This window comes from Arthrobacter globiformis (genome assembly GCF_030815865.1).
Taxonomy (GTDB): domain Bacteria; phylum Actinomycetota; class Actinomycetes; order Actinomycetales; family Micrococcaceae; genus Arthrobacter; species Arthrobacter globiformis_B.
Map to the genome: position 1 here is coordinate 832,415 of NZ_JAUSXI010000001.1, position 25,891 is coordinate 858,305.

27 protein-coding genes and 2 pseudogenes are annotated in these 25,891 nt (G+C 61.8%); 23 read left to right on the top strand and 6 right to left on the bottom strand.

Features of this window, described 5'->3' with window-relative positions; all coding sequences use genetic code 11:
- Positions 1-9: 9 nt before the first annotated feature.
- A complete protein-coding gene (locus tag QFZ33_RS03850; protein ID WP_307025009.1) occupies positions 10-1,440 on the bottom strand; it encodes a dynamin family protein in 1,431 nt (476 codons plus the stop codon).
- Positions 1,441-1,932: 492 nt separating this feature from the next.
- On the opposite strand from QFZ33_RS03850, the gene QFZ33_RS03855 reads away from it, so the two are divergent.
- From QFZ33_RS03855 to QFZ33_RS03895, 9 genes and pseudogenes are all read left to right on the top strand, one after another.
- Positions 1,933-2,100, top strand: coding sequence for a hypothetical protein (locus QFZ33_RS03855; RefSeq protein ID WP_307025011.1), 168 nt, complete (start codon positions 1,933-1,935; stop codon positions 2,098-2,100).
- 175 nt (positions 2,101-2,275) lie between these two features.
- Complete coding sequence (locus QFZ33_RS03860; protein WP_307025013.1) at positions 2,276-2,728, top strand: DUF805 domain-containing protein; 453 nt, start codon at positions 2,276-2,278, stop codon at positions 2,726-2,728.
- 548 nt (positions 2,729-3,276) lie between these two features.
- Entirely contained in the window at positions 3,277-3,636 is a 360-nt protein-coding gene (locus tag QFZ33_RS03865) for a hypothetical protein (protein WP_307025015.1), read from the top strand.
- A 369-nt stretch (positions 3,637-4,005) separates the two neighbouring features.
- Positions 4,006-4,374: a hypothetical protein gene (locus QFZ33_RS03870; protein ID WP_307025017.1), complete on the top strand. Its 369-nt coding sequence runs from the start codon at positions 4,006-4,008 to the stop codon at positions 4,372-4,374.
- A 689-nt stretch (positions 4,375-5,063) separates the two neighbouring features.
- Positions 5,064-6,848: an ABC transporter ATP-binding protein gene (locus tag QFZ33_RS03875; RefSeq protein ID WP_307031653.1), complete on the top strand. Its 1,785-nt coding sequence runs from the start codon at positions 5,064-5,066 to the stop codon at positions 6,846-6,848.
- Positions 6,845-7,765 (top strand): NUDIX hydrolase, encoded by a 921-nt coding sequence (locus tag QFZ33_RS03880; RefSeq protein ID WP_307025019.1) that lies wholly within the window; start codon positions 6,845-6,847, stop codon positions 7,763-7,765. The genes QFZ33_RS03875 and QFZ33_RS03880 overlap by 4 nt, the downstream gene beginning before the upstream one ends.
- Positions 7,766-7,990: 225 nt before the next feature.
- Positions 7,991-8,158 (top strand): annotated as a pseudogene (locus tag QFZ33_RS03885) (DUF4193 family protein); the annotation flags it as partial.
- Between the two features lie 325 nt (positions 8,159-8,483).
- On the top strand, positions 8,484-10,190 hold the full coding sequence (locus QFZ33_RS03890) for an Hsp70 family protein (protein ID WP_307025023.1): 1,707 nt from the start codon (positions 8,484-8,486) through the stop codon (positions 10,188-10,190).
- Positions 10,191-11,994: 1,804 nt separating this feature from the next.
- On the top strand, positions 11,995-12,822 hold the full coding sequence (locus QFZ33_RS03895; RefSeq protein WP_307025025.1) for a nucleotidyltransferase domain-containing protein: 828 nt from the start codon (positions 11,995-11,997) through the stop codon (positions 12,820-12,822).
- A gap of 338 nt (positions 12,823-13,160) precedes the next feature.
- Here the strand turns inward: QFZ33_RS03895 and QFZ33_RS03900 are convergent, their stop codons facing one another.
- Positions 13,161-13,547 (bottom strand): DUF4913 domain-containing protein, encoded by a 387-nt coding sequence (locus tag QFZ33_RS03900; protein ID WP_307025027.1) that lies wholly within the window; start codon positions 13,545-13,547, stop codon positions 13,161-13,163.
- Between the two features lie 9 nt (positions 13,548-13,556).
- On the opposite strand from QFZ33_RS03900, the pseudogene QFZ33_RS24065 reads away from it, so the two are divergent.
- Positions 13,557-13,712: pseudogene (locus QFZ33_RS24065) on the top strand (IS256 family transposase); the annotation flags it as partial.
- 421 nt (positions 13,713-14,133) lie between these two features.
- Here QFZ33_RS24065 and QFZ33_RS03910 read toward each other — a convergent pair.
- Positions 14,134-14,346, bottom strand: a complete 213-nt coding sequence (locus tag QFZ33_RS03910) for a hypothetical protein (protein WP_307025028.1) — start codon at positions 14,344-14,346, stop codon at positions 14,134-14,136.
- Positions 14,347-14,544: 198 nt separating this feature from the next.
- On the opposite strand from QFZ33_RS03910, the gene QFZ33_RS03915 reads away from it, so the two are divergent.
- From QFZ33_RS03915 to QFZ33_RS03925, 3 genes are all read left to right on the top strand, one after another.
- Entirely contained in the window at positions 14,545-14,790 is a 246-nt protein-coding gene (locus tag QFZ33_RS03915) for a hypothetical protein (RefSeq protein ID WP_307025030.1), read from the top strand.
- Between the two features lie 136 nt (positions 14,791-14,926).
- The gene (locus tag QFZ33_RS03920) at positions 14,927-15,193 is read left to right on the top strand and encodes a tetratricopeptide repeat protein (RefSeq protein WP_307025032.1); all 267 of its coding nucleotides are present in this window, start codon (positions 14,927-14,929) and stop codon (positions 15,191-15,193) included.
- Positions 15,194-15,222: 29 nt separating this feature from the next.
- Complete coding sequence (locus tag QFZ33_RS03925) at positions 15,223-15,606, top strand: hypothetical protein (RefSeq protein WP_307025034.1); 384 nt, start codon at positions 15,223-15,225, stop codon at positions 15,604-15,606.
- Between the two features lie 1,235 nt (positions 15,607-16,841).
- Here the strand turns inward: QFZ33_RS03925 and QFZ33_RS03930 are convergent.
- Complete coding sequence (locus QFZ33_RS03930; protein WP_307025036.1) at positions 16,842-17,321, bottom strand: HAD domain-containing protein; 480 nt, start codon at positions 17,319-17,321, stop codon at positions 16,842-16,844.
- Positions 17,322-17,441: 120 nt separating this feature from the next.
- Between QFZ33_RS03930 and QFZ33_RS03935 the strand changes: the two genes are divergently transcribed.
- Positions 17,442-17,909, top strand: coding sequence for a GNAT family N-acetyltransferase (locus QFZ33_RS03935; protein ID WP_307025038.1), 468 nt, complete (start codon positions 17,442-17,444; stop codon positions 17,907-17,909).
- A gap of 471 nt (positions 17,910-18,380) precedes the next feature.
- Here QFZ33_RS03935 and QFZ33_RS03940 read toward each other — a convergent pair whose 3' ends face one another.
- Together QFZ33_RS03940 and QFZ33_RS03945 are read right to left on the bottom strand one after the other, a co-directional pair.
- Positions 18,381-18,707: a histone-like nucleoid-structuring protein Lsr2 gene (locus QFZ33_RS03940; protein ID WP_307025040.1), complete on the bottom strand. Its 327-nt coding sequence runs from the start codon at positions 18,705-18,707 to the stop codon at positions 18,381-18,383.
- Between the two features lie 133 nt (positions 18,708-18,840).
- Complete coding sequence (locus QFZ33_RS03945; RefSeq protein ID WP_307025042.1) at positions 18,841-19,041, bottom strand: hypothetical protein; 201 nt, start codon at positions 19,039-19,041, stop codon at positions 18,841-18,843.
- A 796-nt stretch (positions 19,042-19,837) separates the two neighbouring features.
- Between QFZ33_RS03945 and QFZ33_RS03950 the strand changes: the two genes are divergently transcribed.
- The 9 genes from QFZ33_RS03950 (at position 19,838) to QFZ33_RS03990 (ending at position 25,867) form a co-directional block, all read left to right on the top strand.
- The gene (locus tag QFZ33_RS03950) at positions 19,838-20,221 is read left to right on the top strand and encodes a hypothetical protein (protein ID WP_307025044.1); all 384 of its coding nucleotides are present in this window, start codon (positions 19,838-19,840) and stop codon (positions 20,219-20,221) included.
- Positions 20,222-20,379: 158 nt separating this feature from the next.
- Positions 20,380-20,571 carry a hypothetical protein gene (locus tag QFZ33_RS03955; protein ID WP_307025046.1) on the top strand — a complete coding sequence of 64 codons (192 nt, stop codon included), beginning with the start codon at positions 20,380-20,382 and terminating at the stop codon, positions 20,569-20,571.
- A gap of 580 nt (positions 20,572-21,151) precedes the next feature.
- Positions 21,152-22,747 carry a glycoside hydrolase family 68 protein gene (locus QFZ33_RS03960; RefSeq protein ID WP_307025048.1) on the top strand — a complete coding sequence of 532 codons (1,596 nt, stop codon included), beginning with the start codon at positions 21,152-21,154 and terminating at the stop codon, positions 22,745-22,747.
- Between the two features lie 245 nt (positions 22,748-22,992).
- Entirely contained in the window at positions 22,993-23,460 is a 468-nt protein-coding gene (locus QFZ33_RS03965) for a hypothetical protein (RefSeq protein ID WP_307025050.1), read from the top strand.
- Between the two features lie 110 nt (positions 23,461-23,570).
- A complete protein-coding gene (locus QFZ33_RS03970) occupies positions 23,571-24,026 on the top strand; it encodes an Asp23/Gls24 family envelope stress response protein (RefSeq protein ID WP_307025052.1) in 456 nt (151 codons plus the stop codon).
- A complete protein-coding gene (locus tag QFZ33_RS03975; RefSeq protein WP_190604309.1) occupies positions 24,023-24,214 on the top strand; it encodes a DUF2273 domain-containing protein in 192 nt (63 codons plus the stop codon). The genes QFZ33_RS03970 and QFZ33_RS03975 overlap by 4 nt, the downstream gene beginning before the upstream one ends.
- Entirely contained in the window at positions 24,211-24,612 is a 402-nt protein-coding gene (locus tag QFZ33_RS03980) for a hypothetical protein (protein ID WP_307025054.1), read from the top strand. The genes QFZ33_RS03975 and QFZ33_RS03980 overlap by 4 nt, the downstream gene beginning before the upstream one ends.
- Positions 24,609-25,259: a DUF6286 domain-containing protein gene (locus QFZ33_RS03985; RefSeq protein WP_307025056.1), complete on the top strand. Its 651-nt coding sequence runs from the start codon at positions 24,609-24,611 to the stop codon at positions 25,257-25,259. The genes QFZ33_RS03980 and QFZ33_RS03985 overlap by 4 nt, the downstream gene beginning before the upstream one ends.
- Positions 25,256-25,867, top strand: a complete 612-nt coding sequence (locus tag QFZ33_RS03990; protein WP_307025058.1) for a hypothetical protein — start codon at positions 25,256-25,258, stop codon at positions 25,865-25,867. Before QFZ33_RS03985 ends, QFZ33_RS03990 begins: the two co-directional genes overlap by 4 nt.
- Positions 25,868-25,891 lie beyond the last annotated feature (24 nt).

Genomic DNA, 25,891 nt, shown 5'->3' on the forward strand with positions numbered 1-25,891 from the left:
CCGCGCCGCTCATGCCGGATTCCTTGCAGCACCGGAGCGAATGAACAGTGATCGGGCGATAACCCGGGCGGCCCGGGCCTCGGCGCCAGTGGACGCACTGCCGGCCACCGCCTGATAATGCGATGCCAGTTCCAGATAGCCGCTTCTTTCCGGCGCCTCCGGGGAAACAGCCGGCGGCCACCAATCCGCCTGCCTTAGCCCCTCCAATACCGCGACCAACTCGTGTCCGGGGGCCGAGGACCGCAACAGAGCCAGTGCCGCTTCTTCCTGCAGGCGGTGAAAGGCAGGTGCATGCCTTGCCGATTCGATCAGGCGCCGCACCTCAGGCGGCCAGGACTGGGAGCGCGCTGCGGCCATGAGCCCTGCAAGCATTTCTTCCACCCGGACGCTCTCGGCTGGGCCCGTGACTGCGTTCTGCAGGGCACGCTCCAGCTCCGCCAGTCCCGACCGTTCATACAGCCAGTCCGCCAGTTCGGCGGCAGAACCGCAGTGTTCCCTTCCGTACCGGACGCCGTAGGAGCCGATCAGTGCGGTGAGTCGCCGAAAATCTTCCTTAGCCACCCCCGGGGGTGGGCCAAGGTGTTCCGCGAACTGCAGGCGCATCTCATCCGCGCCCTGTAGCAGGCGAAGGTTCCGCACATCCTGTTCACGTAGGGCGCCGGTCCTCACCGTTTCGGCGAGCAAACCCGAGACCGGAAGCACGGCGGTGAGCTGGGGCATCCTGCGGGCCAGCTCGGCTGCGGCTCTCTTCGCCATGTCCACCGGCTCGGCACTGTGCCACGGGCCTCCGTCGTGGTTGTCAGCATGCGCTACGAGGCCAATGACGGGCACCGGTCCGCCGGCTGGCCCGTTGCCGTGCCGGGCCCGGAACCTGGAAACGAAGTCTTCATCGTCCGGGCGGAAGGAGTCCCGGATGAGGTACAGCAACGCGTCCGCACCGGGCTGCGGACCCTGATGCCCGAGCAGGCGGTACTCTGTTCTGGCGGAATTACCCGTTGCCGCAGAGCCAAGGCCCGGGGTATCGATGATGGTGACGAGCTGCAGGGCGGCGGCCTGCACGTAAACCCGGAGGTAATCGATGGCCCCCTGCTGGGCATTTCCGATGGCTGGCCCGGAAGGTGTAAGCGGAATCGGTATGACTTCTCCGGAGTCCAGTGCCGCTTCCGCGCGGTCCGGTGCGCCGTAGGCATAGCAGCAGATCAGAGCGGTGGTTTCCTGTGCTGAAGTGGGCGCACGCTTTGCACTAATCAGGCTGTTGACCAGCGTGGACTTGCCCGTGTTAACCCGGCCCGACACGGCAATGACCGCCGGCCTCCGGAGAGCACTTCTGAACTCGTCGATGACAATGGCCCCATGGAGCCCGAGCAATGCGGCGACTTCGTCCAGCAGCTGCTCAGCGCTGGAGCGAAGCAACGGATAACCATTAGGGGGAGCATCCATTGCCGATCCTCCTGTCAGACGGAACTCCATGTCCGTTTGATGCAGCCGCCGACCGGAAAGTTCCCCGAACCCAGAGATTTTTTGGAAATTCTGCCCTCTGACGTGGTGGGGATTTCAGCGCGGAGGTGAGTGCGTCTTCTGTCCAAGGTGGGTCAGGGTTTATGCCCCCGGCGCCCTCCACGAAAACGGGTTCGTCCGTGGGCCTGCCGGGTCATGTTGCGCTGCGAGCCCGGCGGCCTCCTGACAGCACTGAGCGACGAGCTGATGATGCCAGGCCGGTGACGGCCGCAAGTGGCACCGATCAGACTGTCAGATTCCATGTCCGTTTGACGCCGCCAAGGACAGGAAAGTTCCGAGAAATTTAACAATTTTTTAAGGAAACTTTGCTTGGCCCCCGGACCTCTAATGCGCATCAACAAAAACAGGAAGCAACGGATTTTTGGTCCAAAAGGCAAGAAGTCCAACAAACTGCGGAAGTAAAGGCAAACCAAAATGGCAACAACATCAGAAAAATCGGAGTACCGCTACAGCGACTTTTACTGCTTCATGTCCCTTGCGGACTTCACTGCCTATATCTCACGTGATGACGGCTACGGTGAAGCTGGCTTTTCAATCAGCCCGGCAGTGAACCTGCTCCCTGATCCAATGCCCACTCTCTGAGCGGAAATTCGCTGGGAGTGGCGGCATCGTCGGCAACCCATAGGGACCAGCCGCTACCGGATAACATCCTCCAGGCCCTAGCCGGACGACCGGGAAAGGGTCAACCCGGCGCGCGAAGACGCGGCCACGGGCTCCCCCCGGCCACAAGCATCACACGAATACACAGGAGAACTTCATGACCTACACACCACAACAGCAGTATGCCCAGCCAGCGGGCGACGTGCCGCTCTGGGCGCCACTCTACGGCGCCTCCGCCCCCGACGCCGTCATCCGATTCTTCAAGAAGTACGCAACGTTCTCAGGGCGGGCCAGCCGCAGCGAATACTGGTGGTGGGAGCTCGTCAACACCATCGTCACCATCCTGTTTTACCTCGTCCTTGGGCTCACCGACGCCAACGGCACCGGCGAGGCCAGCGCCGGACCGCTCATCCTCTTGGGCCTCTGGCTGATGGCCACCATCGTCCCGGAAATGGCGCTGACCGTCCGCCGCCTGCACGACGCCAACCTCAGCGGCTGGATCGCGCTCCTCGGGCTGATTCCGCTCGTGGGCGGCATCATCGTGCTCGTCTTCGTCCTGATGGGTCCCAAGCCGGAGGGCCAACGGTTCGACCAGTCGGCAAGCATCTAGGAGCAGCGCCCCCAACTGCACCGAACGCAGAAGGGGGCCCATCCCTGGACGGGACCTTCTCACTTGCCGCCAGCGTCATGCCAGGAGCGGTTCCCACATCTTCTGGGCGGTCGCCGCACTGCCAGAAAACTCCACTCCGGATCTTCTCCGCCGTCCAGCAATGGCGATAGGCCTCTTGGAGCAGCAGCGAGGTTGCTCCCTGAGGCACATACAGCAGCCGGGTCATGCACGTCCATCTCCGCTTCCAACGTGATCGCCGGCGCGTTCTTCGTCAACCGGTTCAAAACCTGCCCGGGCCGATGAGGTCGATACCCTGTTCCCTGGTTTTGGCCAGGGAACAGTTGCGCTAGCTGTTGCTGATCGATGCCAGTCGCCACGAGATCCATGGTTTCGTTCAGGAACAGTCTTCACGCCAGGCGCCGCCCTGCATGTTAGGCCAACCAGATTCAGACACTCCCTGTGTAAGGGAACTTTTCAGGAAGCGCGGATCTCTAATGGTCGTAACGATAAGCAGGAAGCCCAGGCTTCCCTTTCAAAAGGAGCAGGACATGGCAATTGAAGCTTTCTCTCAGGACAACTATAACGACGGCGTTCCGGATGTTCTCGGGATCGATAACGGCCTTAACGGTTCCTACGACGGTTTTGCCGACACGTTCTATTTTGACAGAGACAATGATGGCTGGGAGGACGTAGTCGCACTTGATCTTGACCAGGACGGAAAACCAGAACAGGTGACTGTGGACACCAACTACGACCATCGTTTCGATGTGACCATTCGGGACAGCGACGAAGATGGTCTTCCGGACACTGGCACCGACCTTGTCATCAAGAGTGACGGGTATGGTGGCCCCCTCATTCCCAACAATCCTTTTGCGGGTATCGGCGTTAAGCCCTGGCTAACTTATTAGGCAAACCAAGGCAACGCACTCGAGCTGATGACGGCCTGGCTTGGCATCGGGCGGTTTCGCCGGGATTCCAGCTTTGGGACGTGGATCTACCGGAGCGCGACCAAATTCCGCTTTGGCCGTCATCCGCGCTAGGCGGAGCAACGGCAGGGAAATCCCGGAAAGGCGCGGCTGGTCCGCCGAAAAAGCTTTCCTGGCCACATTCTCCTTCGTAACTGCAGCACTTCCATCGCTTATTACATGGAGCATCGATCCGAAAAGCTCCGGGATATCCGTATCAATTTGTTGCAAACGATACTCGGCCCAGGCAGGCCCTCTAATGGCACCAACACAACAGGAAGCAAAGTACCGCTTTCACTGCCTAAGGAAATCATGATCACACCCGATCCAGGGGCGCCGGTCCCGTCGGACGAGGACGTCGCAGCCCTGCCCCATGAAGATGTCGAGGAAGCAATGAACCACGATGACCTCCATCAGAAATTTGATGAGATCCTCCGACGGCTGGTGGAGGACCTCGGGGAAGTAATCTCTTTCGAAGAGCAACTTGAAATTCTACATTTTGTGGATGTCCACGAGTTCGGTCTGGCTCTGTCAACAACTACCGGAATCATCGTGGAGGACGATAAACGCGTGCCCGCATCCCTAATCATGGCCATCAGATCCTTAGCCGAGCAAACGGGGATTACAGATGAACTGCCCAACGACTTGGATAAATATGCGCAGAAGCCTTGGCCGCCTTAGTGAGGCCGTGTCTTCCGCCGTCCCGTAAACCAACTTCCAACGTCAGGTCTTTGCACCGGGGCAATTCTGCAGCGGGACACCGTGCAGACGACTTCTGAAAATGACACCGGCAAGGGAATTAGGCTCTTCGTGGTTGGGGGGGATTTGAGTTCGTGTCGGTGAAGACAAAGGGTATTCCACCACTTCTGGGAACAAATTCATCTATTCTCAGGAATTTTAAGGAAGAACCAAGCCTCTAATCAACATAATCAGATCAACGAGGCATAACCTTCCACTAACCGGCCGAGCAAGACCAGGTCGTAGCAAGGGCACGGCAATGAGATCGCAACCCAACGCGCAGAGCACCCGCTCCACATATATTGCCAACACCGCAATGTGAGTTTTTGCCGTCTACAACAACTTCTCTTGCGTCACAACAACAAAAACGACAAACCACCAAGCCAGCATGAAATTTTAAAAAGGAAAAAGTTGAAAACACATCAGATTAAGTCCTCGTTTATACATCAGGAATTTGAGAACGCCAGGAGCCATACGCATCTGGGGCTCAGGGGACGCGCGCTGTGGGGAGCCCTACTAGCGGTCGCTCTCTTAGTAGAGGTTGTCCGTTTGTCTCACTGGTCTTCATAGGGGGACAGATGTTTCGCACCTTTTGGCGGTTCCGGAAGGCGGTGGTTCCACACGGCCGGGCAATGGGCGGCGGCACGCTGCTGGTCATTTTCGTTGCAGCGATGCAAGTCGCGCTGCCTTGGCCGATGAAGATCATTGTTGACGACGTCCTGCAGCCGCTGGGCAAATCGGGCACGGAAACGACGCCGGAGTTCCTGGGCCTCGGCAGCCTCAGCCCGCTCCAGCTGTTGCTGCTGGCAGCATCGGCGCTGCTTGTCCTAACCGTGATGAATGCCGCGGCAGATTGTCTGGGCGCCCGGCTGCTCAACGGCGTCGGCGAGAAGACAATGGCCACCATCCGGGCCGATGTCTTCGTGCACCTTCAGCGCCTGTCGCTGTCATTCCATGACAAACAGCGGCTGGGCGACCTTGTCACCCGGACCACCACGGACGTCGATTACGTCCGTTCACTGATGGTGTCGATGCTTTCCGTGCTGCTGCCGAACATTTTCATTCTGGGCTTCATCACCACCATCTGCGTTCTCGTGGACCCGACCTTCGCATTGATCGGCCTGGCCGTTGCTCCGCTGATGTTCGTGACCGTCCTGGTGTACAGACGCCGCATCAAGAGCGCCTCCAAGGAAGCCCGCAGCAAGGACAGCGACATCGCTGCGGCCATGTCCGAGACGTTCGCTTCCGTGCGAGTGATGCAAACGTATACAAGCGAAACGCATCACGAAGAGGCCTTCCGGTTCCGGAACAATGGGCGCATGAATGCCGGCCTGAGGGTCATCCGGCTCCAGTCGATGTTCTCTCCCCTGGTGGACGTAATTGCCACACTGGGCACCGTGCTGGTGCTGTGGATCGGCGCGCAGCGGGTGCTGGACGGAACCATGACGCTGGGCCTGCTGCTCGTCTTCATCGCCTACCTCAAAGCGATGTATTCGCCCATGAAATCCCTAGCGAAACTGACCACAGTGATCAGCCGCGGCCAGGCCAGCGCCGAGCGCATCCAGGAAATCCTGGGCACCGCTCCGGCCATTGCGGATGAGCCTGGCGCTGTTCCCGCGCCGCGGCTGGATGGCCGGGTGGAGCTGCGGAACGTCAGCTTCGGCTACCAGGACCGGGACGTCCTGCACGGAATTAACCTGAAGGCCGAACCGGGAAGCCTGGTGGCCATCACAGGTCCCACGGGCGCCGGAAAATCGTCCGTTGTCAGCTTGATTCCGCGGCTCTATGACGTCACCGCGGGGACGGTTCTGCTCGACAGGATCGACGCCCGGAAGCTGCAGGTACCCACTGTCCGCAAACAGATTTCGATGGTCCTGCAGGAGTCCATCCTGTTCCGTGGGAGCATCTACGACAACATCGCCTATGGCTGCGAAGGCGCCACCCGGCAGCAGGTGCTCGCGGCAGCAGAGGCGGCCTATGTAGACGAGTTCGTCCGCGATCTGCCCCAGGGATACGACACTCTCGTGGCGGAGCGGGGTGTCACCCTCTCAGGCGGACAACGCCAGCGCATCGCCATAGCCCGGGCGCTCATGCGGGATTCACCCATCGTCATCCTCGACGAACCGACATCAGGCCTGGACGCGATCTCCGAGCAGTACGTCATGCACGGGCTCGACCGGCTCATGGCCGGGCGCACGGTGATCGTCATCGCCCACAGGCTATCCACGCTCAAGCGTGCCGACAGGATCTACGTCCTCGACCATGGCCGGATCGTCGAAAGCGGCCGGCACGAGGAGCTGGTCGCAGCGGGCGGCCTGTACAGCCGCCTCGATGAAATTCAGCACCCCCAGGAACCGGCGATTCCGGCCATGACCCCTATTCAGATTCAAAACGTGCAGACGGAGACGAGCGTATGAGCAAGACCAAGCTTCCCACCTACGGCGCACTGCCCTGGCGCATCGGACCCAAAGGGGCGGTCGAAGTGCTCCTGATCCACCGGCCCAGCCACGGCGACTGGTCCATCCCAAAGGGCAAAGCAGAACCCGGAGAAACCGGCCGCGAATGTGCGGCACGGGAAGTCCGGGAGGAAACCGGCTTTGAATGCCGCCTTGGCGCAGAGCTGCCGCCGATCCGGTATGAGGACAGCAAGAACAGAATCAAGACGATCCGCTACTGGGCGGCTGCCGCCGATTCGGGGCACTTCACCGCTAACGAGGAGGTGGACGCCGTGCGGTGGCTTTCGCTGCCGGCAGCCCTGCGCACAGTGACGGAGCCGCGGGACCGGCCTCCGATCGTCGCGCTGGGCACGCAACTTCAGCTGCAACTCGGCTTGAATCCGGTACCGGAACGCGAAAAGATGCTGTTACTCGTCCGCGGCGCCCAGGTCATCAAGCGCAACGACCCGGACCACACTGATGACGGCACGCCGCCTGCCGGAGCCGCCGCTCTAGCTGCCACACCGCTGGCTGCCTTGGGATCCATGTTCGAAATCGAGCGTGTCCTGTCCGCCCCCTCGCCCCGCTGCATCGGCACGGTCGCTGAGCTGGCGCGGCGGGAGTACCTTGAAGTGGAACCCTCAGACCATCTTGCCGGAGGCAGCCTCCAGGCCACACTCAACCTGGTCGCGCAGCAGCGCGGGAAGGGAACGGTCCTGTGCACTCACGAGGACGTCTTGGCAGGCGTCCTCGCCCACCTCAGCCGCCACGAGCGGACTGTCCTGAACAAGCGGTTCCGTGTCCGGAAGGGATCGGCATGGGTTGTGACCAGTGACAGCAGCCGCTACCACTCCGCCTACTACCTCCCCCTGTCCGCCCCGGAAAACGGCAATGTCTAAGAAAGCAAGCTGGGCGGCCTGTCTCTAATGCCCTTCTGCGGTGGGGAACGGCAGGCCGCTGTGTCAGCACTGCGCTGATCAAACGGCGTGACGTAGAGAGCCGTGAGCAGCCCGAACCTGTCCGGAAAAACACCTTGCGATCAGCGGCCTTGAAGCCGTGCTGAGTTCCCCTTCTGCCCGCCGTTGACGCGCCGTCGCGCCGGTCAGTAGCAGTATTTATTGACCGCCGAAGGCGTCGAACTGCCAGGCGCAGACCTCTCGGCGGAAGTACTGACGGTCAGAATAGTGCCAGTGCAGAAGGACGAGTTCACCTGCTCAAACTGCTTCCTCGTCCATCACCGCTCACAACTCGCACGCGAGCAAAACGGCATGATGTTCTGCACAGAATGCGAAGCGTATAATACCGAAATACCGAAATACCGGAAACTGGCACCGATCTTGACTACGGCTTCGATGATGACTTTATCTTGGGCGCCCCTCCGATGAATACAACATTATTTTTCACTGTCACCCTCCTTCCAAAATGATGCCACCACGGTCCGCCGCGGCGGAACTGCCACTCTCGAGTTCGTTTGCGCCGACGCCGAATACCCAATGGTCGCCGAGCCCCCTATCTACATCGGACGCAGCAGGGAAATCTAATGACATCTCATGGGGCTTTGATGCCGCTCCTCAGAAAAGGTTCAGCTAGTTTTTATGCCAGCGTAGGGAGCACTTCATGACCGACCACGCAGACGCCTGGATATTGGCAATTGATTTCGGAACATTGAACACTGCAGCCGCTATCCGCAGCGGGGGAAAGAACGACGTCTTGGAGCTGTCGCGCGGATCACGGACGATGCCCTCGGGAGTAATCCTAGACACCGGAAACGGACCCCGCGTCGGGGAGATGGCGGAGCGGCTCCGAGCCAGATACCCACACACCTATGAGGAAAACCCAAAAAGCCTGGTGGGAATGCCCCCGCGAATATATGACGGCCGTCCCATTCGTGCCGAAGAATTCGTCGCGGAAATCTTTCGGGAGGTCAGGCGGATCGCTTTGGACCGGAAAGCACGGGTGGAACCGGCCAAGGTTGTCCTTACTCACCCGTCCGCATGGGGCGGACGACACAGGCAACAGCTACTTCGCGCCGCTGAAAGCGCCGGGTTCGAACGGCGTAGCATCGTGCTCCTGGAGGAACCGATAGCCGCCGCCCACTATTTCCGCCATGAGTCAGTCGGACAGCCGATTCCGATTGGGGGCCAGGTTCTGGTATTCGACTTCGGTGGTGGGACCCTCGATCTAGCGTTGGTGGAGCACACCGAGGATGGCGAGTTCGAGGTGAAGGACATTGAAGCGATTGAGAACCTTGGTGGGAACAATCTCGATGCGGCGTTGTGGGATTGGACGCTAGGCCAAATTGAGGCCAGGCACCCCGAAGCGGTCGCCCACCTCCGCAGTTCCAACGGACGCCGGGAAGAAGCGACGTTGTGCGAAAACGTCCGTAAGGCTAAGGAGGAACTCTCATCCCGTCCGGCCACAGAAATCCCTGTGTTTATTGGAGACGACTATGACGACGCGTATCGACTGACCGCTGAGGAATACGAGGCGTTGATTCGTCCCCTCGTTGAACGAGCAGTCGCCCTAACGAGGACATTGCTGGACCGCAACGACACATCCAAAGTCGTCAGGTTCTACCTCACCGGCGGGTCATCGTTGACCCCACTTGTCGCCCGGGCGTTGGCACAGGCGACGGGGATCACCCCCACCCGTCTTGGAGACCCGAAAACGGTGGTGGTCGACGGTGCACTGTCAGCCGTCGCGGCAGTACCGGCACAACCCCCTGCGCTTGACGGCTTCTTGTTGGAATGGGTTTGGCCCGCAGTCATTTTTGGCATAGGCGTCGGATATAGCATCTCAGCGATTAAACTGAAGCGTGAGCTAGGCTTTGGCCAAATCACAGATTCGGATAAAGAGGATGGGTTTCGTTCCCCTTCTTCCCTCGTTTCGGCCAAACTCCTGCCGGGGTGGTTCTACAAGGACTCCTACACATTCCTCGCACCAGACGGGCAGGCTAACGTGATAATCTCGACTGAGGAGCTCAGCGAGGACATGGACACGCAGACTTATGCGGATGCCCAGGGGCCCCTTCTTGAGAACGAGTTACCAGGGTATGAAGAACTTGCCATGGAACCATATGTCGTTTCCGGCGTAGTTGGTCATGGCTGGCTACGAGAGTTCATTTGGACACCGCCGGACAGCGGGCCGGTGCAGCAAACGCAAATATACGTAGTTCTATTCAGGCGCGGCTTCACTGCTACAGCCACTTCGCCAGTTTCGGAATACGAGAGTCACCGGGCTGACCTTTCTGCAATTCTGGGAAGTATCAGAGTTCACGGAGATGCCACGGAACGATTACAGCGGTGGTTAAGCAACGACACCTAGATGTCATGGGGCGGCGCTCACTTACATGAGGGCATGCTCAACCCGAAAAATGCCGAGGCCTGCCGGGGCTGCTTCCGGGGAGGAACTTCTTGCCTCTGTCGACAAATGGAGGGCAATCCGCGCTGAGGGCAATGCCTGCGACCTGGACGAAGCCCATGTCCTATTACGGGCGGACCCCGGGCACGCCGCTGTCGCCGGCCGTCCTCTCGGGGGGACGTCCCGCAATTTCTAGGATGCAAGACGTGTCCGTCCGAAGAGGCGGTCTTTTGGGACAACATCCGAGAAAAGCCCTCCCCCGCACGGTTCCGAACGAAAGCCACATCGGTCGCGGGCGGTCCAAGTACGGCGCGCCAGGCAGCACGTTCGCGTCGATTCCGGCTGATATGAGCTTGGTAGTCCTCCATTACGCCCATACGTTCCGCGAGGGCGCGAAGATTCGCTGTGGCGGTGATCTTCCAGTGCCGGCCGTCGCGGTGGATCATGCTTAGACCTTCCATCGCGACAAGGGCTTTTTCGACAGTGGAGCGGCTGATTCCACTGTTTCGTATGAGTTCAACGCTGGTGGGGAGTGGCCGCTGCGCTCGATTGTCTCGTAGACAAGTGCCGCTGCGTCGCCGAGTGCCCGGAATTCTGGCCCCATGGAGTTGATTTTTTCCTTTTCGCCAGCCACCAAGTCCTTCTCTCCTTCCAACGAGCACTTTGGCACATGATCACCCGCCCTTGCGTGGCGCCGCGACCCAGCTCACCGAACTGTAGAGGTTCAACCACGAACACGAGCCCAAAAAATACGAGGTTCAGATAGAACTCGGCTGCACCAAGGTTTCCCGCCGGGCCTGGCGTGGAAGGGGGTGTGGCATTGCCGGGGCCGACGGACTGGCCTGGAGGGCGCATCGTTGGCCAGAGATCCGGATCCTTTCGCGGGGCGCCTTGGGGAACCCGACCAACCTTGTGAACCGATACCATTCCCTCAGAAAACATGCCCCTAGGACAGGCCACCTTTGAGGGCCCGCCAGAACGGAGGGTGCGAAAGCCAGCGGTGCAATTGTCCACAGGGAATTCATCATGAAGCCATGGCAGAGTACGGTGCGTCAGGACAGGCGAAAGGAGGCGGTTTGGTGGACATCGAGAGGATCGGCAACGCCGCCGGGCGGACGGCCCAACCGCTGGCCCTTCGGTGCAGGCGGAAGGACGCGGATTGATGGCTCGTTCCGAACTCCTCCCAACGGCTGACCACCAGCAGCGGCACGCCGCTCCGCCGGCAGTGGCGGACCCGGCTCAACCAGCCTTGCTGGACGCGGCAGGACCGGGGGAGCTTGTGCAGTTTCAGCTCAAGCAGCTCATCCGCGGGATCCTCGCTCAGCAGAACCCTTTCCGGCAGCGCTGCTGGCCCCTTTCCCGGATGTTTTCGGGCTCATCGCATTTGAGGGAGTAGCCGTGGTGGGCGCGTCGGTGGCCGGGTAGAGGTCGAGGTGCTGTTGAGCTGCCAATGAGGCAGATGGGCGCCATGATGAAGCCCGTAGCCGCCTAGGTTGCCGGACGATTCGACCGCAAGGCAGTCCCGTCCGCGGGCGCTTTGCCTAAGTGCTCAGGCGCCTGTATAGGGTCGACTCGCCATCCTACTGGTAGGACGATGGAAGAACAGCCACTGTAAGGAGGTCGGCGGTGTGCTATTCATCGTGCGAGGGATGGCGGAACTACAAGGAGGATCGCGCCCGGGAAGCTGAAGGGCAGCGGCGGACCAGCCCTGAAGAGGCCCCTGAGCCTCAGGTCCAGGCACCCTATAGAGTCCAGGCACCCTTTAGAGGTGCGTGAAGGGGTGCGTACCCTCGGCGAGGGGATGGACCGGGGAGTCGTCGCCGCCATCAACGCCCGTCTACAAACGGCGGCCGCCGACCATCACGTCGCCATCCCGTGGGCCATCGAGAGTGGCAGCCGGGCCTGGGGATTCCCGTCCCCGGACAGCGACTACGACTGCCGCTTCCTCTTCATCCGTTCTCTCGATGACTACGCCTCGCCGTGGCGGCCGCGCAACGTGATCGAGACACCCCTCGACCCGGTGCTCGATGTCAACGGCTGGGACCTGATCAAGGCCGTCCAGCTCGCCGTCAACGGAAACGCCACCGTCTCCGAGTGGCTCCGCTCGCCGATCGTGTACGACGGTGACCCGGCCTTTCGGGACCGGTTGTTGGCTGTCGTCGGCCAGGTGGCCGACCGGGCGGCGATCGGCCGGCACTATCTCCACGTCGGCCGCGACCACTGGCGCTCCAGCGGAGCGGAAGCAGGTGGGGAGTGCCACCTGAAGCGGGTCTTCTACGCGCTGCGACCGGCTGCGGCGCTGCACTGGATGGCCCACCACGGGGGCAGCAGCCCGCCGATGAACCTCGGCGAGCTCCTCGCCTCCGCACCGCCTCCGGAGGATGTTGGCCAGCACGTCGCGGAGTTGGTGGCCACCAAGGCACTTACTCGCGAGCTCGGGCATGGCCGGATACCTGAGCCGGTTCGGGGCTGGGTCAACGAGCAGTTCGCGACGGCCACAGGGTTCGACGTACCTCCCCACGAACGGGAGGACCGCCGCAACCAGGCGCACCGGGAGTTCCTAGCGCTGGTGCGAGTCTGGGGCCCGCGTGAGTGAACTGGCACCAGCCGGGTTGGGGTTAGTTATGCATCTCTCCGGGCAATCAATACAGAACGCGAACTGTCTGATGTTGCTCTGTTCAAAAGATCCCACTTACCCCGTGAAAGTTCATGCCGACTGATGCCACCGCAGACGGGTGGGTCCGCTGCAGATGGCCTGCTCCCGTGGACGGCCGAGGTGGCTCTAGGCGAAGCCATAACAACTGCAAGGGCCTCAGAGATGCGAGGTCCTTGCGCACCAGCATCTCTCCGGCGGTTTACAGTTCAGCCCACCCTTGCGCCCGCTGCGCAGTGAGTCCTGGCCAGATCCCCGGGCTTCTGCCGTAGTTGCATGAATCATTCATCCGATGCAATGTCAGGAAGTGGTGGCTCGCCGTGCCCCGCTGGCTCCCCTATCTCTGTATAAGTGGTCGGCGTGAAACTGCCTAGGATACAAACCGGTAGGTCGAGGAGCGGCTTGGGGCCGGACTGGTTGAAACAGGGGGCGTCCCATGAGCTTGGCCATGACTCCCAAAACCGCGGGTTACAAAACGACGTGGTTTTGATTGCTCGGCTCTTCCGACCTAGCAGAAGAGCCCCTGGGGGGGGTGGTTCGCATGGGAGAATTTTGAGCTTGTTTGCAGCGTGGCCGCCGGCGACCGGCTTGCAGCCTTTGAAAGGCCCGTCTGCGGAGAGCAGGACGCCCATGTGGTGGTCGGCGTGGTCGCGCCACCACACGCTCATACCTGTGGAGTGGCGCCTGATGTGGATCAGCAAGCGTTAGCGCAGCAGCTCCTGGCCCAGGCCAGGGAGCGGGGAATCGACCTGGTCGGCCCTGACGGGCTGTTGAACCGGCTAACGAAAAACGTCCTGGCGACCGCTTTGGAAGCGGAAACGGACGAACACCTCTTACTACTGCCTGATGCGGTGTTCTCACCGGCACAACGGTTCTTGTAGGACAGGTTGTGCATGGTGCACACCCTTGGCAAATCTACCCGGACTGGTACCGGCGAAAGTGGCCTGACCGACAGACTTTTCGTTTACAATTGGGGCGCTGGCCCGAAGACGGCAGGGCCTGCGTGAACCGGCCCTGCCGCTCTCGGCAGGGCCGGTACCGCTAGCAGTACCAGGTGCAGCTTTGGTAAATGAACGAGAGCCGGTTATGGTCCCTAGGGGCACCAAAGTCTGAAACGCCTTGCACCCCAGCGCCAATATCCTGTGTCGCCGTTCCAGCCAGCAGCGCCGGCAATTATGTAGTCATACCGGTACGCGTCAGGAATGACCAAGCTGGCACCCCCAATGTTTCCTGCCTGCATCTTGTCACTCTAAATCAGGGGAAACGAATTCGGGGGTTGATGACAGTCCAGCCGTACTCGGTGTACGCGAAGACGAAGCCGAGCGTGCCTTCCGGTACTTGACGGCCTTCCGGTGTATTAACGGAGTAGGTGGCAGCACCGACGGCGGACGCAGGTGCAGCCCCTCCCACCAGCCCTGCAACGCCCAAAAGTGCAACGGTAAGAATTGAAGCAAGCTTACGGAACATTTTGAAAACTCCTTTCAACCAGTTCTGACCGCATAGTCGCGTGGCACCCCGCTGGAGCTTCGTAAGGATGTGTTGGCGCGGCGGCCACTTCGATGTTCACTCAAATCACGGAACCGGCAGCGCCTAAACCCTACGTCTGAAGAGTCTGCAGATTCGCGCATCTACGCCTGCTGTTAGCAGGTGATTCGCACTCATGTCTTGCCTGCATCAAGTGCAGTTAGGAGATCAGTTTCTTTTGAGGATTCATGTTGTCCTTTCCTTGGTTTTATTGGTGTTTATTTAGAGGCCTTCAGCGCAGTGAAAGTTCCCGCAAAAGTCGTGGATTTCAGGGAACATTCCCGCCTGTCGCAGCATCGCCGCTTTGATGCCGCAATCTTCTATGAGAAAGATTGGATTGTGCCCAAGCAGGTTGCCGCCCGGGCCGTGACGGTGCCGTGCGTATGACCATGGATCGGTTGTGTGAATACTCGTCTGTTTATGCTGCTTGCAAGGCCTTGGCCCTTGGACGAATTGGGCGTTCTCGCAGGTCAGAAGCGGTTTGTCCTCACAGTCGAATCGAGATGATGCTGTCCGGATTTGCTTGCAGTTGCGCCTGGGTGAACGACCGCCGCTGCGCCGGCACCACACCATCGCCCAACAACTGGCCTCCTTGACCGGGGAAACCGGGGACCTTGCCGGGGCGATCAGCCAGTTCCGCGAACTGCTGGACGACCAGTTGCGGGTGTTGGGCCCCGACCACCCCGACACGCTGAGCACCCGCAGCAACCTCGCTTTTTGGACCGGGCAGGCCGGGGACCCTGCCGGGGCGATCAGCCAACTCCATGAACTGCTGGATTCCCGGGAATAGTCGGTCACATGGCGTAAGAGCGGCGTCCGATGCCGCTGCTCTTTCTGGTGGAGTGCAATCTTGAAACCACAGTGCTGTTGGCCAGCCCCGTAGAGGCGTCTAAAAGCGCCACCTTCACAGACATCCCCGCACTGGTGCTGGAACGGCTCCTCAAAGACATCACCGGCGCCTGGAAAACCCGTGGCACTGATACCGGGCTCTTGGTCAAGGTGACAGGCACGGACATGACGTTTGGTGACGCGAGTGCAGTGAACCCAACCGTTATCACCGGCCCCTTGGAGAGCGTCGTCCATTGGGCCGCAGGCCGAGGCCACAGCGGCGTTACCGCCATCGAAATGGCACGGCAGCCACAAACGGTACCGTTCCCGCCGCCCCAAAGTGGATGCAAGCCGTTCGCCGCTCTGAGTACATAAGCAGATTAGAAAAGCCCCTCACCGAGGGGCTTTTCTAATCACCCTCCGGGTCCATCCCGGCGCCGCTGCCGCCTCCTCCCCAACCTTTCCGGAGCCGGGCAGGACACGTAGGAAGGTTTCGCCACGAATGACTACCGGGGAGCCACCTTCGGTACCTGTGAACTTCTTGGGGCGGATGGTGACAGCAGGAGAGCGCGGACTGCGTCCGGATTGCCACCGACGCTGGCGCCAAAGCCTTGGCCCTACACCATCTGGTACCAGGGATCTGCCCGAGGAAAACCTGGCTACGCGGAGCCAAAGATTTCGACGGAACCTACCTGCTACCGCACGACCTTGACGATATCTCGTTGTCCGAAGTTCTGTGCCATCGATAGCAGGACCGACTCATGGTGCAGCGGTGACGCCAGGGTTGACCCGGCACCAACCTGATCGGACACAGGACAGGCGCTCCTCGTGAAACGAAGGGAAGAATCACGACGGCGCAGCGAGGGCCTGAATCATGGCATGTGCATCAGATTGCGATACACCCCAACCTGACGTCAGACCACCACCCGGAAAGCGTCAGAATAGGAACTGAAATCCCATTTTCTGACGCCCGCTCTCGAAAGCCTCAGAACCTAACCTGACACTTGTAGCCGGAAGTTCGGGTGTCAGGTTGTAGCCCAAGGACAACCGTGAATCTTGGCGGCTTCGTCAGTCCCTGATCGGCGACAGACGATCCACTGGTTTCCCCCATCCATAAGCGGGCTGCTCGTGATTCCCTAGGCCGCTCGGGGACGGCGGGGGCGTGTTCGGTAGCTGCCTGTCCTTCACGTAACTCATGGTCCCATCGCCCCAGCTGGGCGCAGCAGGGTGGTCCCTCGGTCCTGATCTGTGTGCAGGGCCGGCGACGGCTGGGGGGAGATGCCCCGGTCTCAGAGGGCACTCACGTCGCCGGCCCCGTCTCACTCCGGACAACCTGAGTTACCGGATGGGCTTCAACACGACTTCCGCCCACTCTGATTTAACTCCCGAGCGGGGCGGACGGCACGCATGGGTGGTACCTGTTTTCCCTTCCGCACGGTTACGCGTCTACACAGAGCAAGCATGGGCGGGGCCACGTGCACCAAGGCGTACCCGATCTTCGCCTCCCCGGAATTCACTCCCGGCTACCCTTGCTTCAGACCGTTAGCGCTGAACACGGCTGCGGGCGCGGATTCATTTAAAAGCGGCATGAAATACGAAACCGGGGCGGGTCAGATGCCATCCACGAATGACTCGACAGATGCGACCTGCTCTTTGGTCAGCCCCTCCTCCGGCGACGTCTTCTCCAGGTGTACCGGCTGGCTGAATCCGTCCGCCCACTCGTATGCGTCCGGGCCGAGCACGTCATCGATCCACACGAGCGCGTCCCAACCGGCCTCTCCGTCAGCGTCCTTCCGGGCAAGCCACTCGGTCACCGCCCGCAGCTTCGGTGTGGGCTCATCAACGTCGCTCTCACGCATCTCCAACTCCACGCGCACGGGTTCCGTCTCGAGCTGCAGTTGCGACTCCAGCTCCTCGGTCAGGTCCTCGGGTGATGTCGACACCCACGCGATCTGTCCGCATTTGGCGAGTCCCCGGACCAGCGACGCCTTCGCCTCCGGCAGTGACCGCTCGGAACTCTCGCCGTCGTCGTTCGGATGCGCCACAGGATTCAGCACTCCCTCAATGTCCAGCAGGATCAGCGGTTTCATACCGCGAGACTAGCCTGCGCCCCGGTGCAGCGATAGCCGCAGACAGAATCCCCCTGCTCCGCCACCCTGTGCCGCTGTCAGGGCCTTCCGGATGTAGAAACCTGCCCGCAGAATGGGCCCATGGCCGCCATAGACGTCTTCATTGCATCCACCGGGCAGGCGGGAGTGGTCGGGCGCCTGCTCTACGAGTTCAACACTGAGTTTGAAACACCTGGTCCAAGTGCCGAGGAATTTGCCGCCCGGTTCAAGTTCCTCCTGGCCCGCACTGACATGCTTGTCCTTCTCTCCGGGACCCCGGCAGCTCCGACCGGTTTAGCATTCCTGACCCTGAGGCCCACCCCGTACTACGACGGACCCCTGGCCCAGCTCGAGGAACTCTACGTCCAGCCCGGCCTGCGCGGCCAGGGCGTCGGCACGGCTTTGCTGACAAGGGCGGTCCAGGAGGTCCGTGAGCGCGGCGGAGCGGAGATGCACATCAACGTCGATGAGGTTGATAAAGACACGCGCCGCTTTTACGAACGCCACGGCTTCACCAACCTCCAGCCGGGCACGGACTGCCGGATGCTGTGCTACCTGCGCGAGCTCTAACGCCGGCACCAAAGAAACGAAGACCGCCGATAACAGCGCATATGACAAGTAGTACTATGCGTATCTCGTGGGGCGGAAGGGGTTCTCCCTTGGGCTCGGCCTCCTGTGAATGTCGGTGAATCTTGTGAATCTTGTGAATCTTCAGCTTGCCCTGAGGAAGAGGGAACCGCGGACGCCTTGAACGATCAAAGAGATATCGAAGCGTCGGACGACATTTCGAGGCATGAGATAGAACGGGCGAGCAAACAGGCAGAGACCGCTGGTCCCGCCGAAAACCCGGGCTCCAACAGATGCCAACCCAATCAATGGGGGAAGACCGGATTACAGACCTTGGCCCGATTAAATGAAGAAACGACCAAGGCCGAAATCGCTGGATTTCGGCCCTGCGCTAGTAGTCAATATGCTTTTACGTGCATGTTATGGCCACGGGTCTTGGCGGGAACATTTAAACCCGTTCAATTCCGATAATTGTCAGTGAGCAGCTTGGTACTGCTCAACGATCTCCGCCTGGATACGCCCGCGGGCGTTGACTGTAAGCCCCTGATCCTGCGCCCACTTCCGGATGACCTTCGAATCGATACCGCCGGACGGTGATCTGCGGCCTGCGGGTCGGCCGCGCCCACCAGAAGACTTCCGGGCTGCAGCGGTGAAGCGGTCGAGTGCTTGGCGGAGTTCATTTGCGTGCTTTTCGTTCAGATCGATCTCGTATTCGGCACCGTCGATGGCGAATTGCACGGTCTCACTGGCTTCAGAACCATCGAGATCATCTTCAATAATAACTACTGTTTTGCGTGCCATACCCAAATTTTATCAGTGGCATACCTGCACGCGCCTACCGCTAAGACTCCATATAGTCACTGACTGCGGTTCGATTACGAAGAGAATCCGGTCGGCAGTCGAAATTCCTTTGAATTTGGTCAGGGATCACAGCTTAGGCGTCCGGGTCGTGTCCCAAAAGACGGAGCAAGTCACGGACTGCCATGTTCAACTCCTCGAATCCGTGTTGATAGAACAAAGGGGTCATGTTGCTCACGGGTGTGCTGTCGAAGTCCTTAAGTATTTGCAGGGCGCTGGCGATAATTTCCTCGGCGTCGTGTCCGGGAATGGACGCGGCGTCCGCTGAGTCTGTCAAGAGGATCCCTCCATGCTGGAACTGAAGGAAGCTGGGATAACCCCTTCCCTGCGACTATAGAGGCACGGAACAAGACGCAGGCTGCCGGGTTGGGTACAGTCCGTGCGCTGTCCAAACTCACTAAACTGACCTGAACTTACCGTTCGGCGGTCGATCTGTTACAGGTAGTATCGGCGATCCTGTCTCGGGTGTGAGCTGGGGCGTGAATTTTCTGCATGTTGTGCCTGTATAGCACGTCTGCCCTCGCCGGCCAGCCGCGCCTGGAGGTTGTTCGGGGCCGCACCCCGTGCGGGCGTGCAGGCTGCTGAGGATCTGATGCTTCAGCACGCGCATGTTGTACGGATTGGTCCAGGAGGATCAGTTCAGGTGCGGGAACTCCGCCCCGCTGGTCGCCTGCCCTGCCGAGAACTCTGCTCCCCAATGGTTCGTTTGCCTGGTGGTCCAGATTGATCCGTCCCAATGTTCCAGTACAGCTCGATCATGGCGGTATTCACGACACGCTTCGCCCGGCATTGGGTCTCATACGAGGCTCTTCAAGGCTGTCAGGGCGGAGGCATAGTCTCCGGGAAGGTCAGGGGTCGAGCTGGGTCATGATTCGACCCTAGCGGGATGCCTTAGGCCACCTCGTTCCCTGCGCGCCTGGCCTGGTAGGCCCCCGCACCCGCTCTCCGCACGCCATCGAAGCCTAGCCACGTTGGGGTTCTCGCCATCAGTGGTGGTTTTCTAGTGGTTTTTTGGTAGAAGTTTCGGAAGGTTCCGTATTACAGTGGGATGCAGGAAGGGAGCGTGGAGCACCGTGAGCATCTCAATCGACGTCGGCGCGGCACATGGCGGAACGGCCCGGCTAGGGATCCGGGAGATCGTACGCCAGCTGAACAGCGCGCTCGGCGCTACGTTAGTGGCTGCTCTGGCCGGCAGCAAGGATCCCAAGATCAGTTACAGGTGGGCCCGCACTGACGGACCGGAGCCCAGACCGGAAGCCCAGGCCCGCCTCCAGCTCGCCCACCGGGCCTGGACCGCGGTCGCCAGCGTCGAAGGCGAGCACGTGGCCAGGTTGTGGTTCGTCGGCGCCAACCCCTGGCTTGATGAAATCTCCCCGGTCGAAGCCATCAAGGAGATGCGCGCCAAAGACGTGATGGCCGCCGCTGCAGCCATGACCGAAGACCGGTTCTCCGGTTAATGGCCGTCTGCTCAACAACAGGACTGGCGTACATCAACGGACCGGTGACCGGATACAGGATCGCCAAATCCTCTTATGGTCCTCTTAGCCCACTCCCGCGGGCCGCTGGTCCTGCTGACCGGTCATCATGGTCGCGTTTCGACGCCCCCGGATCAACGGTGTATCTGGCCGGAGACCGCCGCACCGCCTATGCGGAGACGCTGGCAGTTGCCCGGGTGGGAAAAGAATTCCGTGATGCTGTCGCCTTCGCCGCCGACCAGTTCGGAGTCCCGGTTGAGGATGTTCTGGCCAACCCCGGTTTCACTGTCACCCTTTTCTCCTCTGATGGCGACCGCCGTGGGGCACCATAAGGGCCTCGGCATCGCGAATCCCGACGGCGGCCGGGGCGTCCCCGGGTCGATGTGCCCCGTTTCCGCTGGCCCGGCTCCTGCTGTGTCCCTGCCCCGGGAAACCCCTGGCTCCCAGAAGGGCAGCCGTCGCAGGGCACTTTGGGGGCCGACGCGTCCTAAATCACGACGGTGGCCGGCATGTTCCGCGTCAAAGTCCCCGATTTGGGTCGGCCAACCCGCCGCCACGGGTGTGATCAAGGCCATTGATGACGCGTTTATGAAGACACATTTGATTCCGGTCCTGAAGTGGGGCACGCGCGCGCAAACGAGATGTAAGCGCTTGCATCCCGGGGCGCCTGTCCAGCGGTGGGGATCGAAAACCGTGTTGAACTCGGCTGACAACGTTGTCTAGCGTTGAGTGTGGGCCGCGAAATGTAAGACATTTCTGAGCGTCCACCGCGGGGTCCTACCCAAACCCCGTTTCTCCCTCGACACAACGGCGTCCTCGATGACGCATGCCGTGTCAGCGGGGTCCCGGAGTGCGGGGACAAAGGGCAGCTGCCCGTCTTCCACGAACGTAACTCCGCGAGAAGAGCAAAACATGCACAAGCACCCCAACACCCCCCGGATGCTGCGGTGGCGCCCCGCCGCCGCAGCTCTGGTGGCAACTGTCGCCGCCACGGCGTTCCTCGCAGTGCCCTCGGCGCAGGCAAACGAGCCGTCGGATCCGCCGGCGAGCACGCAGATGCCGGCGCCGACTCCGGGCTTCCCCCTGCCGACGCCCCACACCCAGACGGCACATGATCCGGCGTCGGACTTCACTTCAAAGTGGACCCGTGCGGATGCCAAGCAGATCATGGCGCAGAGCGACTCCAAGGTTAAGCCGGGCCAGAACTCCATGAGCCCCGACGTCACCATGCCGGAGATCCCCCAGGACTTCCCCGCCATGAACGATGACGTGTGGGTTTGGGACACCTGGTCGCTGACCGACGAGAACGCGAACCAGATCAGCTACAAGGGTTACGACGTGATCTTCTCGCTGGTCGCTGACCGGCACGCAGGCTACGGCTTCGACCAGCGCCACTGGAACGCCCGCATCGGCTACTTCTTCCGCAAGACCAACGCTGACCCGGCCAAGGACAAGTGGAACTACGGCGGACACCTGTTCCTGGACAACACTTCCATCGGCAACACCGAATGGTCCGGATCCACGCGTCTGATGCAGGGCAACCACGTGAACGTGTTTTACACGGCCACCACGTTCTACGACGTCAAGGAGCGCAACGCGGGCGGCGGCGGCATCGCGCCGGACGCCGTCATCGCCAAGGCACTCGGCAACATCCACGCGGACAAGAACGGCGTGACCTTCGACGGCTTCCAGCACACCAAGCTGCTTGAGCCGGACGGAAAGCTCTACCAGAACAAGGCACAGAACCCGGGCTTCGCGTTCCGCGACCCGTACACGTTCGCTGACCCGGCACACCCCGGCAAGACCTTCATGGTGTTCGAAGGCAACACCGGCGGCAAGCGCGGCGACTACCGCTGCAAGAACGAGGACCTGGGTTACGCCAAGGGTGACCCCAACGCCGAGAACCTCGCCGAGGTCAACAGCAAGGGCGCCTACTACCAGACCGCCAACGTTGGCCTGGCCGTGGCAGACAACAAGGATCTGACCAAGTGGCACTTCCTGCCGCCGATCCTCTCCGCCAACTGCGTCAACGACCAGACCGAGCGTCCGCAGATCTTCATCCAGAATGAAGGCGGCAAGAACAAGTACTACCTGTTCACCATCAGCCACCAGTTCACCTACGCTGCAGGCATGCGCGGACCCGACGGCGTCTACGGCTTCGTGGGCAACGGCGTCCGCTCCGACTACCAGCCGATGAACAACAGCGGCCTGGCCCTCGGCTCCCCGACGGACCTGAACCTGCCGTCAGAGTCCCCGGAAGCGCCGACGCCGAACCAGAACGGCCGTCAGTTCCAGGCCTACTCGCACTACGTGCAGCCGGGCGGCCTGGTCCAGTCCTTCATCGACAATGTGAACGGTGTCCGCGGCGGTTCCCTGTCGCCCACCGTGAAGATCAACTTCCGGGACGGTGTGTCCAAGGTTGACCGCAGCTTCGGTAAGAACGGCCTCGGCCCGTTCGGTTACCTGCCCACCAACGTCCACGTTGGCGGCAACGGCCTCTACAAGTAAGCCGTCACTGTTGCAATAATCGGGAGGCGCCCGGACCTGGTGAGTATTTCCGGGTCCGGGCGCCTTCTGCTGCACCTGAATCACTGTATATACAGACCCGTTTTGAGGCCGGACAGCAAAAGTGCACATGGCCTGTCAACTTGGAAAGAGGCGCTTCGGCCGGGCTAGACTCGCACGCCGGGGGACGGGCAGGCGTTCGCCGGCTGCCCAGCCAGGCCGCCGAAGGCGGCAAAACCACTCCAGGAATGGAAACCGTGAACTATCTTGCCCGCCCGCTGTACTCCGCCGCCCTTTTTGCCGTGATGGCACTTACTGCCTGCTCGGCGCCCGCCTCCGGCGGTGCGCCGTCGGCCTCGGCAACGTCCACGACGCCAGCCGGCAGCGCCGCTCCGACCGCGTCCGCGAGCGCGGCGTCCGGTCCCTTTGGCGGCTACGCCTCGGCGGCTGAGGCCTGTGCCGCCATCTCCACGCAAGCCACGGGGGCTTCCCTGCTGCCCCTCTCCGCAGCGCAGGGCAAGGCAGCGGAACTGGAACAGAAGAAAACGGAGCTTGCGGAGACGGCACAGCGGGTGCCGGAGGCGCTGAAGGCGGACTTCGCGCGGTTCAACGAGGTGGCGCTGGCGGGGCTCTCCGACCAAAGCGTATATTCCAACGGCGAGTTCGAGGCGGCCATGGCCCCCGTGACCGGATGGCTGTCTGCGAACTGCCACTAGCCCGCCGGGGGCACGGGGCTTCGCGGGGCCCGCGGGGAACGCGGTGCGCCCGGCCCCTGACGTTGTCCGGCCTAGGGGATAGGGTTGTGTTCAACAGAAGGGGAGTGCTGATGGAATACCAGAATCCACAAACCGCCGCCGTTCGAGTGGACCCTGCCCTGACGCCGGCTGCAGCCGGCGGGCGCACCGTGATCTCCGAGACCGCCGTGGCCAAAGTCGCCGGGATCGCGGCCCGGGCCGTGCCCGGCGTGTACTCCCTGGGGACCGGCTCCTCCCGGGCACTCGGAGCCATCAGGGACGCGGTGGGCAGCTCCGATCACGCCGCAGGCGTGCATGCCGAGGTCGGCGAAACCCAGGTGGCAGTGGACATCACCCTGGTGGCGGTCTACGGCGCTCCGCTGCACGCCCTGGCCAACCAGGTACGGGCAAGCGTTTATGCGGCCGTCGAGAAACTGGTGGGCCTGCAGGTCATCGAGGTGAACGTTGAGATCAACGACGTCTACATTGCACCCCCGGTGAAACCGACGGGCGCTCCCGCCGTCGCTGAGAGGGAGGCGGTCCTGTGAGCCCCACTGTCGTTGGAATCGCAGCCGGCGCCTTCGTGGCGTTCATGTCACTACAGTTCGGTCTCTGGGGCTTCCTGATCTCCCTGCTGTTCATGGGAATCGGCGCGCTCCTGGGCCGCGCCGCAGAAGGGAAACTGGACCTCCGCAGCGTCATCGATGCCATCAGCGGGCGGCGCTCATCCTCATGAACCGGGCAGCCAATAAAAGCCAGGCAGCCGCAGCAGCCACGCCCAGCAGGCAGTACAGCGGCCACAACAGGATCAGCACCCAGGCGCTCACGAGCCTGGCCAAGGCTGCAGCTGCCGAGGCCTTGGGCATTCACGCCCATGACGTGCGCGCCGACTGGACGGACGACGGCGGCCTGCTGGCTTTGTCGCTCGTCGCCCCCATCCGGATCCCCAGCCTGACTGCCGTCCTCCGCGACCCGGGACGTGTCCCGGCGCTGGGCGGCTCCATCTGGGACAGGACCGTGCACGCCAAGACCGACATTTTGACCAAGGTCACCGAACTCAGCGGTGCGAGCCTGAGCAGGGTGGACATCCGCATCAGCGGTGCCCACGTCACCGAAGAGGGCAGGGTGCGGTGAGTTCCGTCGTCGAACAGCAGCATGAGGCCGGCGGTGACCCGGCGCAGGGCGGCTCCGGTGCGGCGCACGCCGCCGGCATTGACATGCGCCGCGTCCTGCGCCGCGAGACCCACTCCTCACGTGCCGTGGCAGCAGTCATCGCCGGTTCCCTGGTCATCGTGCTCTGTCTTTACGCGCTCCTGGAATCCGCGGTGCGCGCCATCGGCCAGCCGCCCTGGCTCATCGACCCGCAGACCGCAGCCGAACGGATCGTGGCGCTCCCGTCGGGCATACCGCCGCTGCTGCTGGGTGCTGCCGGAGCCGTGACCGCCGCAGTAGGTCTCTTCTTTTTCCTGAGCGCGGTCCTGCCCGGGCGCCGGGCCCGGCATCTGCTTGCTGACCGGCGGATTGCCGTGGTGGTAGATGACGAGGTCATCGCTGGCGCCCTTGCCCAAAGGGCGCGCGTGGCGGCCAACGTCACGCAGGAACAGGTCATGGTGGTGGTTTCCCAGCGCCAGGTAGTGGTCAATGTTCGCCCCACATCCGGAGTTCCGACTAGCGAAAACGCCATCCTGCAGGCGGTGGAGGACGAACTGCAGGCGATGGGACCGTCCCCCATGCCCCAGGTAACCATCAATTTGTCGACCTCCGGGGTGGTGGGCGCATGAATGGCACACCAAGGCTTCTCAACCGGATCCTTCTCGGCATTCTTGGCTTCAAGCTGCTGGTGATCGGCGTGCTGCTCGTTCTCCTGGCGGCCGTCCCCGCCGTCGCGGCGTGGTGGCACTCCTGGTCCAGAAGCGTGTCGGACAACGTCACCGCGGCCTTCGAAGGCACGCAGTTCCCCGGCCGGCAGGGGAGTTGGCTGTGGGTCGTCCTGGCCCTCGGAGTGGTGCTGCTGATCGGCCTCATGGTTGCGTGGATCGCGCAGCAGGGCAAGGGCCGCACCGACCTCCTGCTGGCGGCAGATGATCCGGGCGGCGTTCCCGGCGACATCAGGATCGGCGGGGGAGTGGCCGAGCAGGCGCTGAAGAACGCCCTGGCCGACCGTCCCGAGCTCGCCGGCGCCACGGTCTCGATCTACGACGTCAAGGGCCAGCCGGCGCTGAAGCTCCGGCTGCACCCACGGCCGGGTGTGCCTCCGCAGGCCGTCGCGGCCGAAGCGGCGGACTTGGTTGACGCGCTGAGCGCCGTGGTGGGCCAGCGGACGCCGGTTCTGGTGCACATCGCGGCTGGCGCGCGGACCCGCTTCAGCCGCGCCGAGCGGGTCCGCTAGCTCCCTTATCCAGAGCTCTGTCAG

Excerpts from the sequence above, each read along its gene's own strand:
- QFZ33_RS03940 (WP_307025040.1), bottom strand. The coding sequence starts at position 18,707 with ATGGCACGCAAAACAGTAGTTATTATTGAAGATGATCTCGATGGTTCT.
- QFZ33_RS03965 (WP_307025050.1), top strand. The coding sequence starts at position 22,993 with ATGGAAACCGTGAACTATCTTGCCCGCCCGCTGTACTCCGCCGCCCTT.
- QFZ33_RS03935 (WP_307025038.1), top strand. The coding sequence starts at position 17,442 with ATGGCCGCCATAGACGTCTTCATTGCATCCACCGGGCAGGCGGGAGTG.
- QFZ33_RS03930 (WP_307025036.1), bottom strand. The coding sequence starts at position 17,321 with ATGAAACCGCTGATCCTGCTGGACATTGAGGGAGTGCTGAATCCTGTG.
- QFZ33_RS03850 (WP_307025009.1), bottom strand. The coding sequence starts at position 1,440 with ATGGATGCTCCCCCTAATGGTTATCCGTTGCTTCGCTCCAGCGCTGAG.
- QFZ33_RS03875 (WP_307031653.1), top strand. The coding sequence starts at position 5,064 with ATGGGCGGCGGCACGCTGCTGGTCATTTTCGTTGCAGCGATGCAAGTC.
- QFZ33_RS03870 (WP_307025017.1), top strand. The coding sequence starts at position 4,006 with ATGATCACACCCGATCCAGGGGCGCCGGTCCCGTCGGACGAGGACGTC.
- QFZ33_RS03865 (WP_307025015.1), top strand. The coding sequence starts at position 3,277 with ATGGCAATTGAAGCTTTCTCTCAGGACAACTATAACGACGGCGTTCCG.
- QFZ33_RS03960 (WP_307025048.1), top strand. The coding sequence starts at position 21,152 with ATGCACAAGCACCCCAACACCCCCCGGATGCTGCGGTGGCGCCCCGCC.
- QFZ33_RS03890 (WP_307025023.1), top strand. The coding sequence starts at position 8,484 with ATGACCGACCACGCAGACGCCTGGATATTGGCAATTGATTTCGGAACA.
- QFZ33_RS03855 (WP_307025011.1), top strand. The coding sequence starts at position 1,933 with ATGGCAACAACATCAGAAAAATCGGAGTACCGCTACAGCGACTTTTAC.
- QFZ33_RS03925 (WP_307025034.1), top strand. The coding sequence starts at position 15,223 with ATGCCGCTGCTCTTTCTGGTGGAGTGCAATCTTGAAACCACAGTGCTG.
- QFZ33_RS03990 (WP_307025058.1), top strand. The coding sequence starts at position 25,256 with ATGAATGGCACACCAAGGCTTCTCAACCGGATCCTTCTCGGCATTCTT.
- QFZ33_RS03900 (WP_307025027.1), bottom strand. The coding sequence starts at position 13,547 with ATGAGCGTGTGGTGGCGCGACCACGCCGACCACCACATGGGCGTCCTG.
- QFZ33_RS03980 (WP_307025054.1), top strand. The coding sequence starts at position 24,211 with ATGAACCGGGCAGCCAATAAAAGCCAGGCAGCCGCAGCAGCCACGCCC.
- QFZ33_RS03860 (WP_307025013.1), top strand. The coding sequence starts at position 2,276 with ATGACCTACACACCACAACAGCAGTATGCCCAGCCAGCGGGCGACGTG.
- QFZ33_RS03880 (WP_307025019.1), top strand. The coding sequence starts at position 6,845 with ATGAGCAAGACCAAGCTTCCCACCTACGGCGCACTGCCCTGGCGCATC.
- QFZ33_RS03970 (WP_307025052.1), top strand. The coding sequence starts at position 23,571 with ATGGAATACCAGAATCCACAAACCGCCGCCGTTCGAGTGGACCCTGCC.
- QFZ33_RS03910 (WP_307025028.1), bottom strand. The coding sequence starts at position 14,346 with ATGTTCCGTAAGCTTGCTTCAATTCTTACCGTTGCACTTTTGGGCGTT.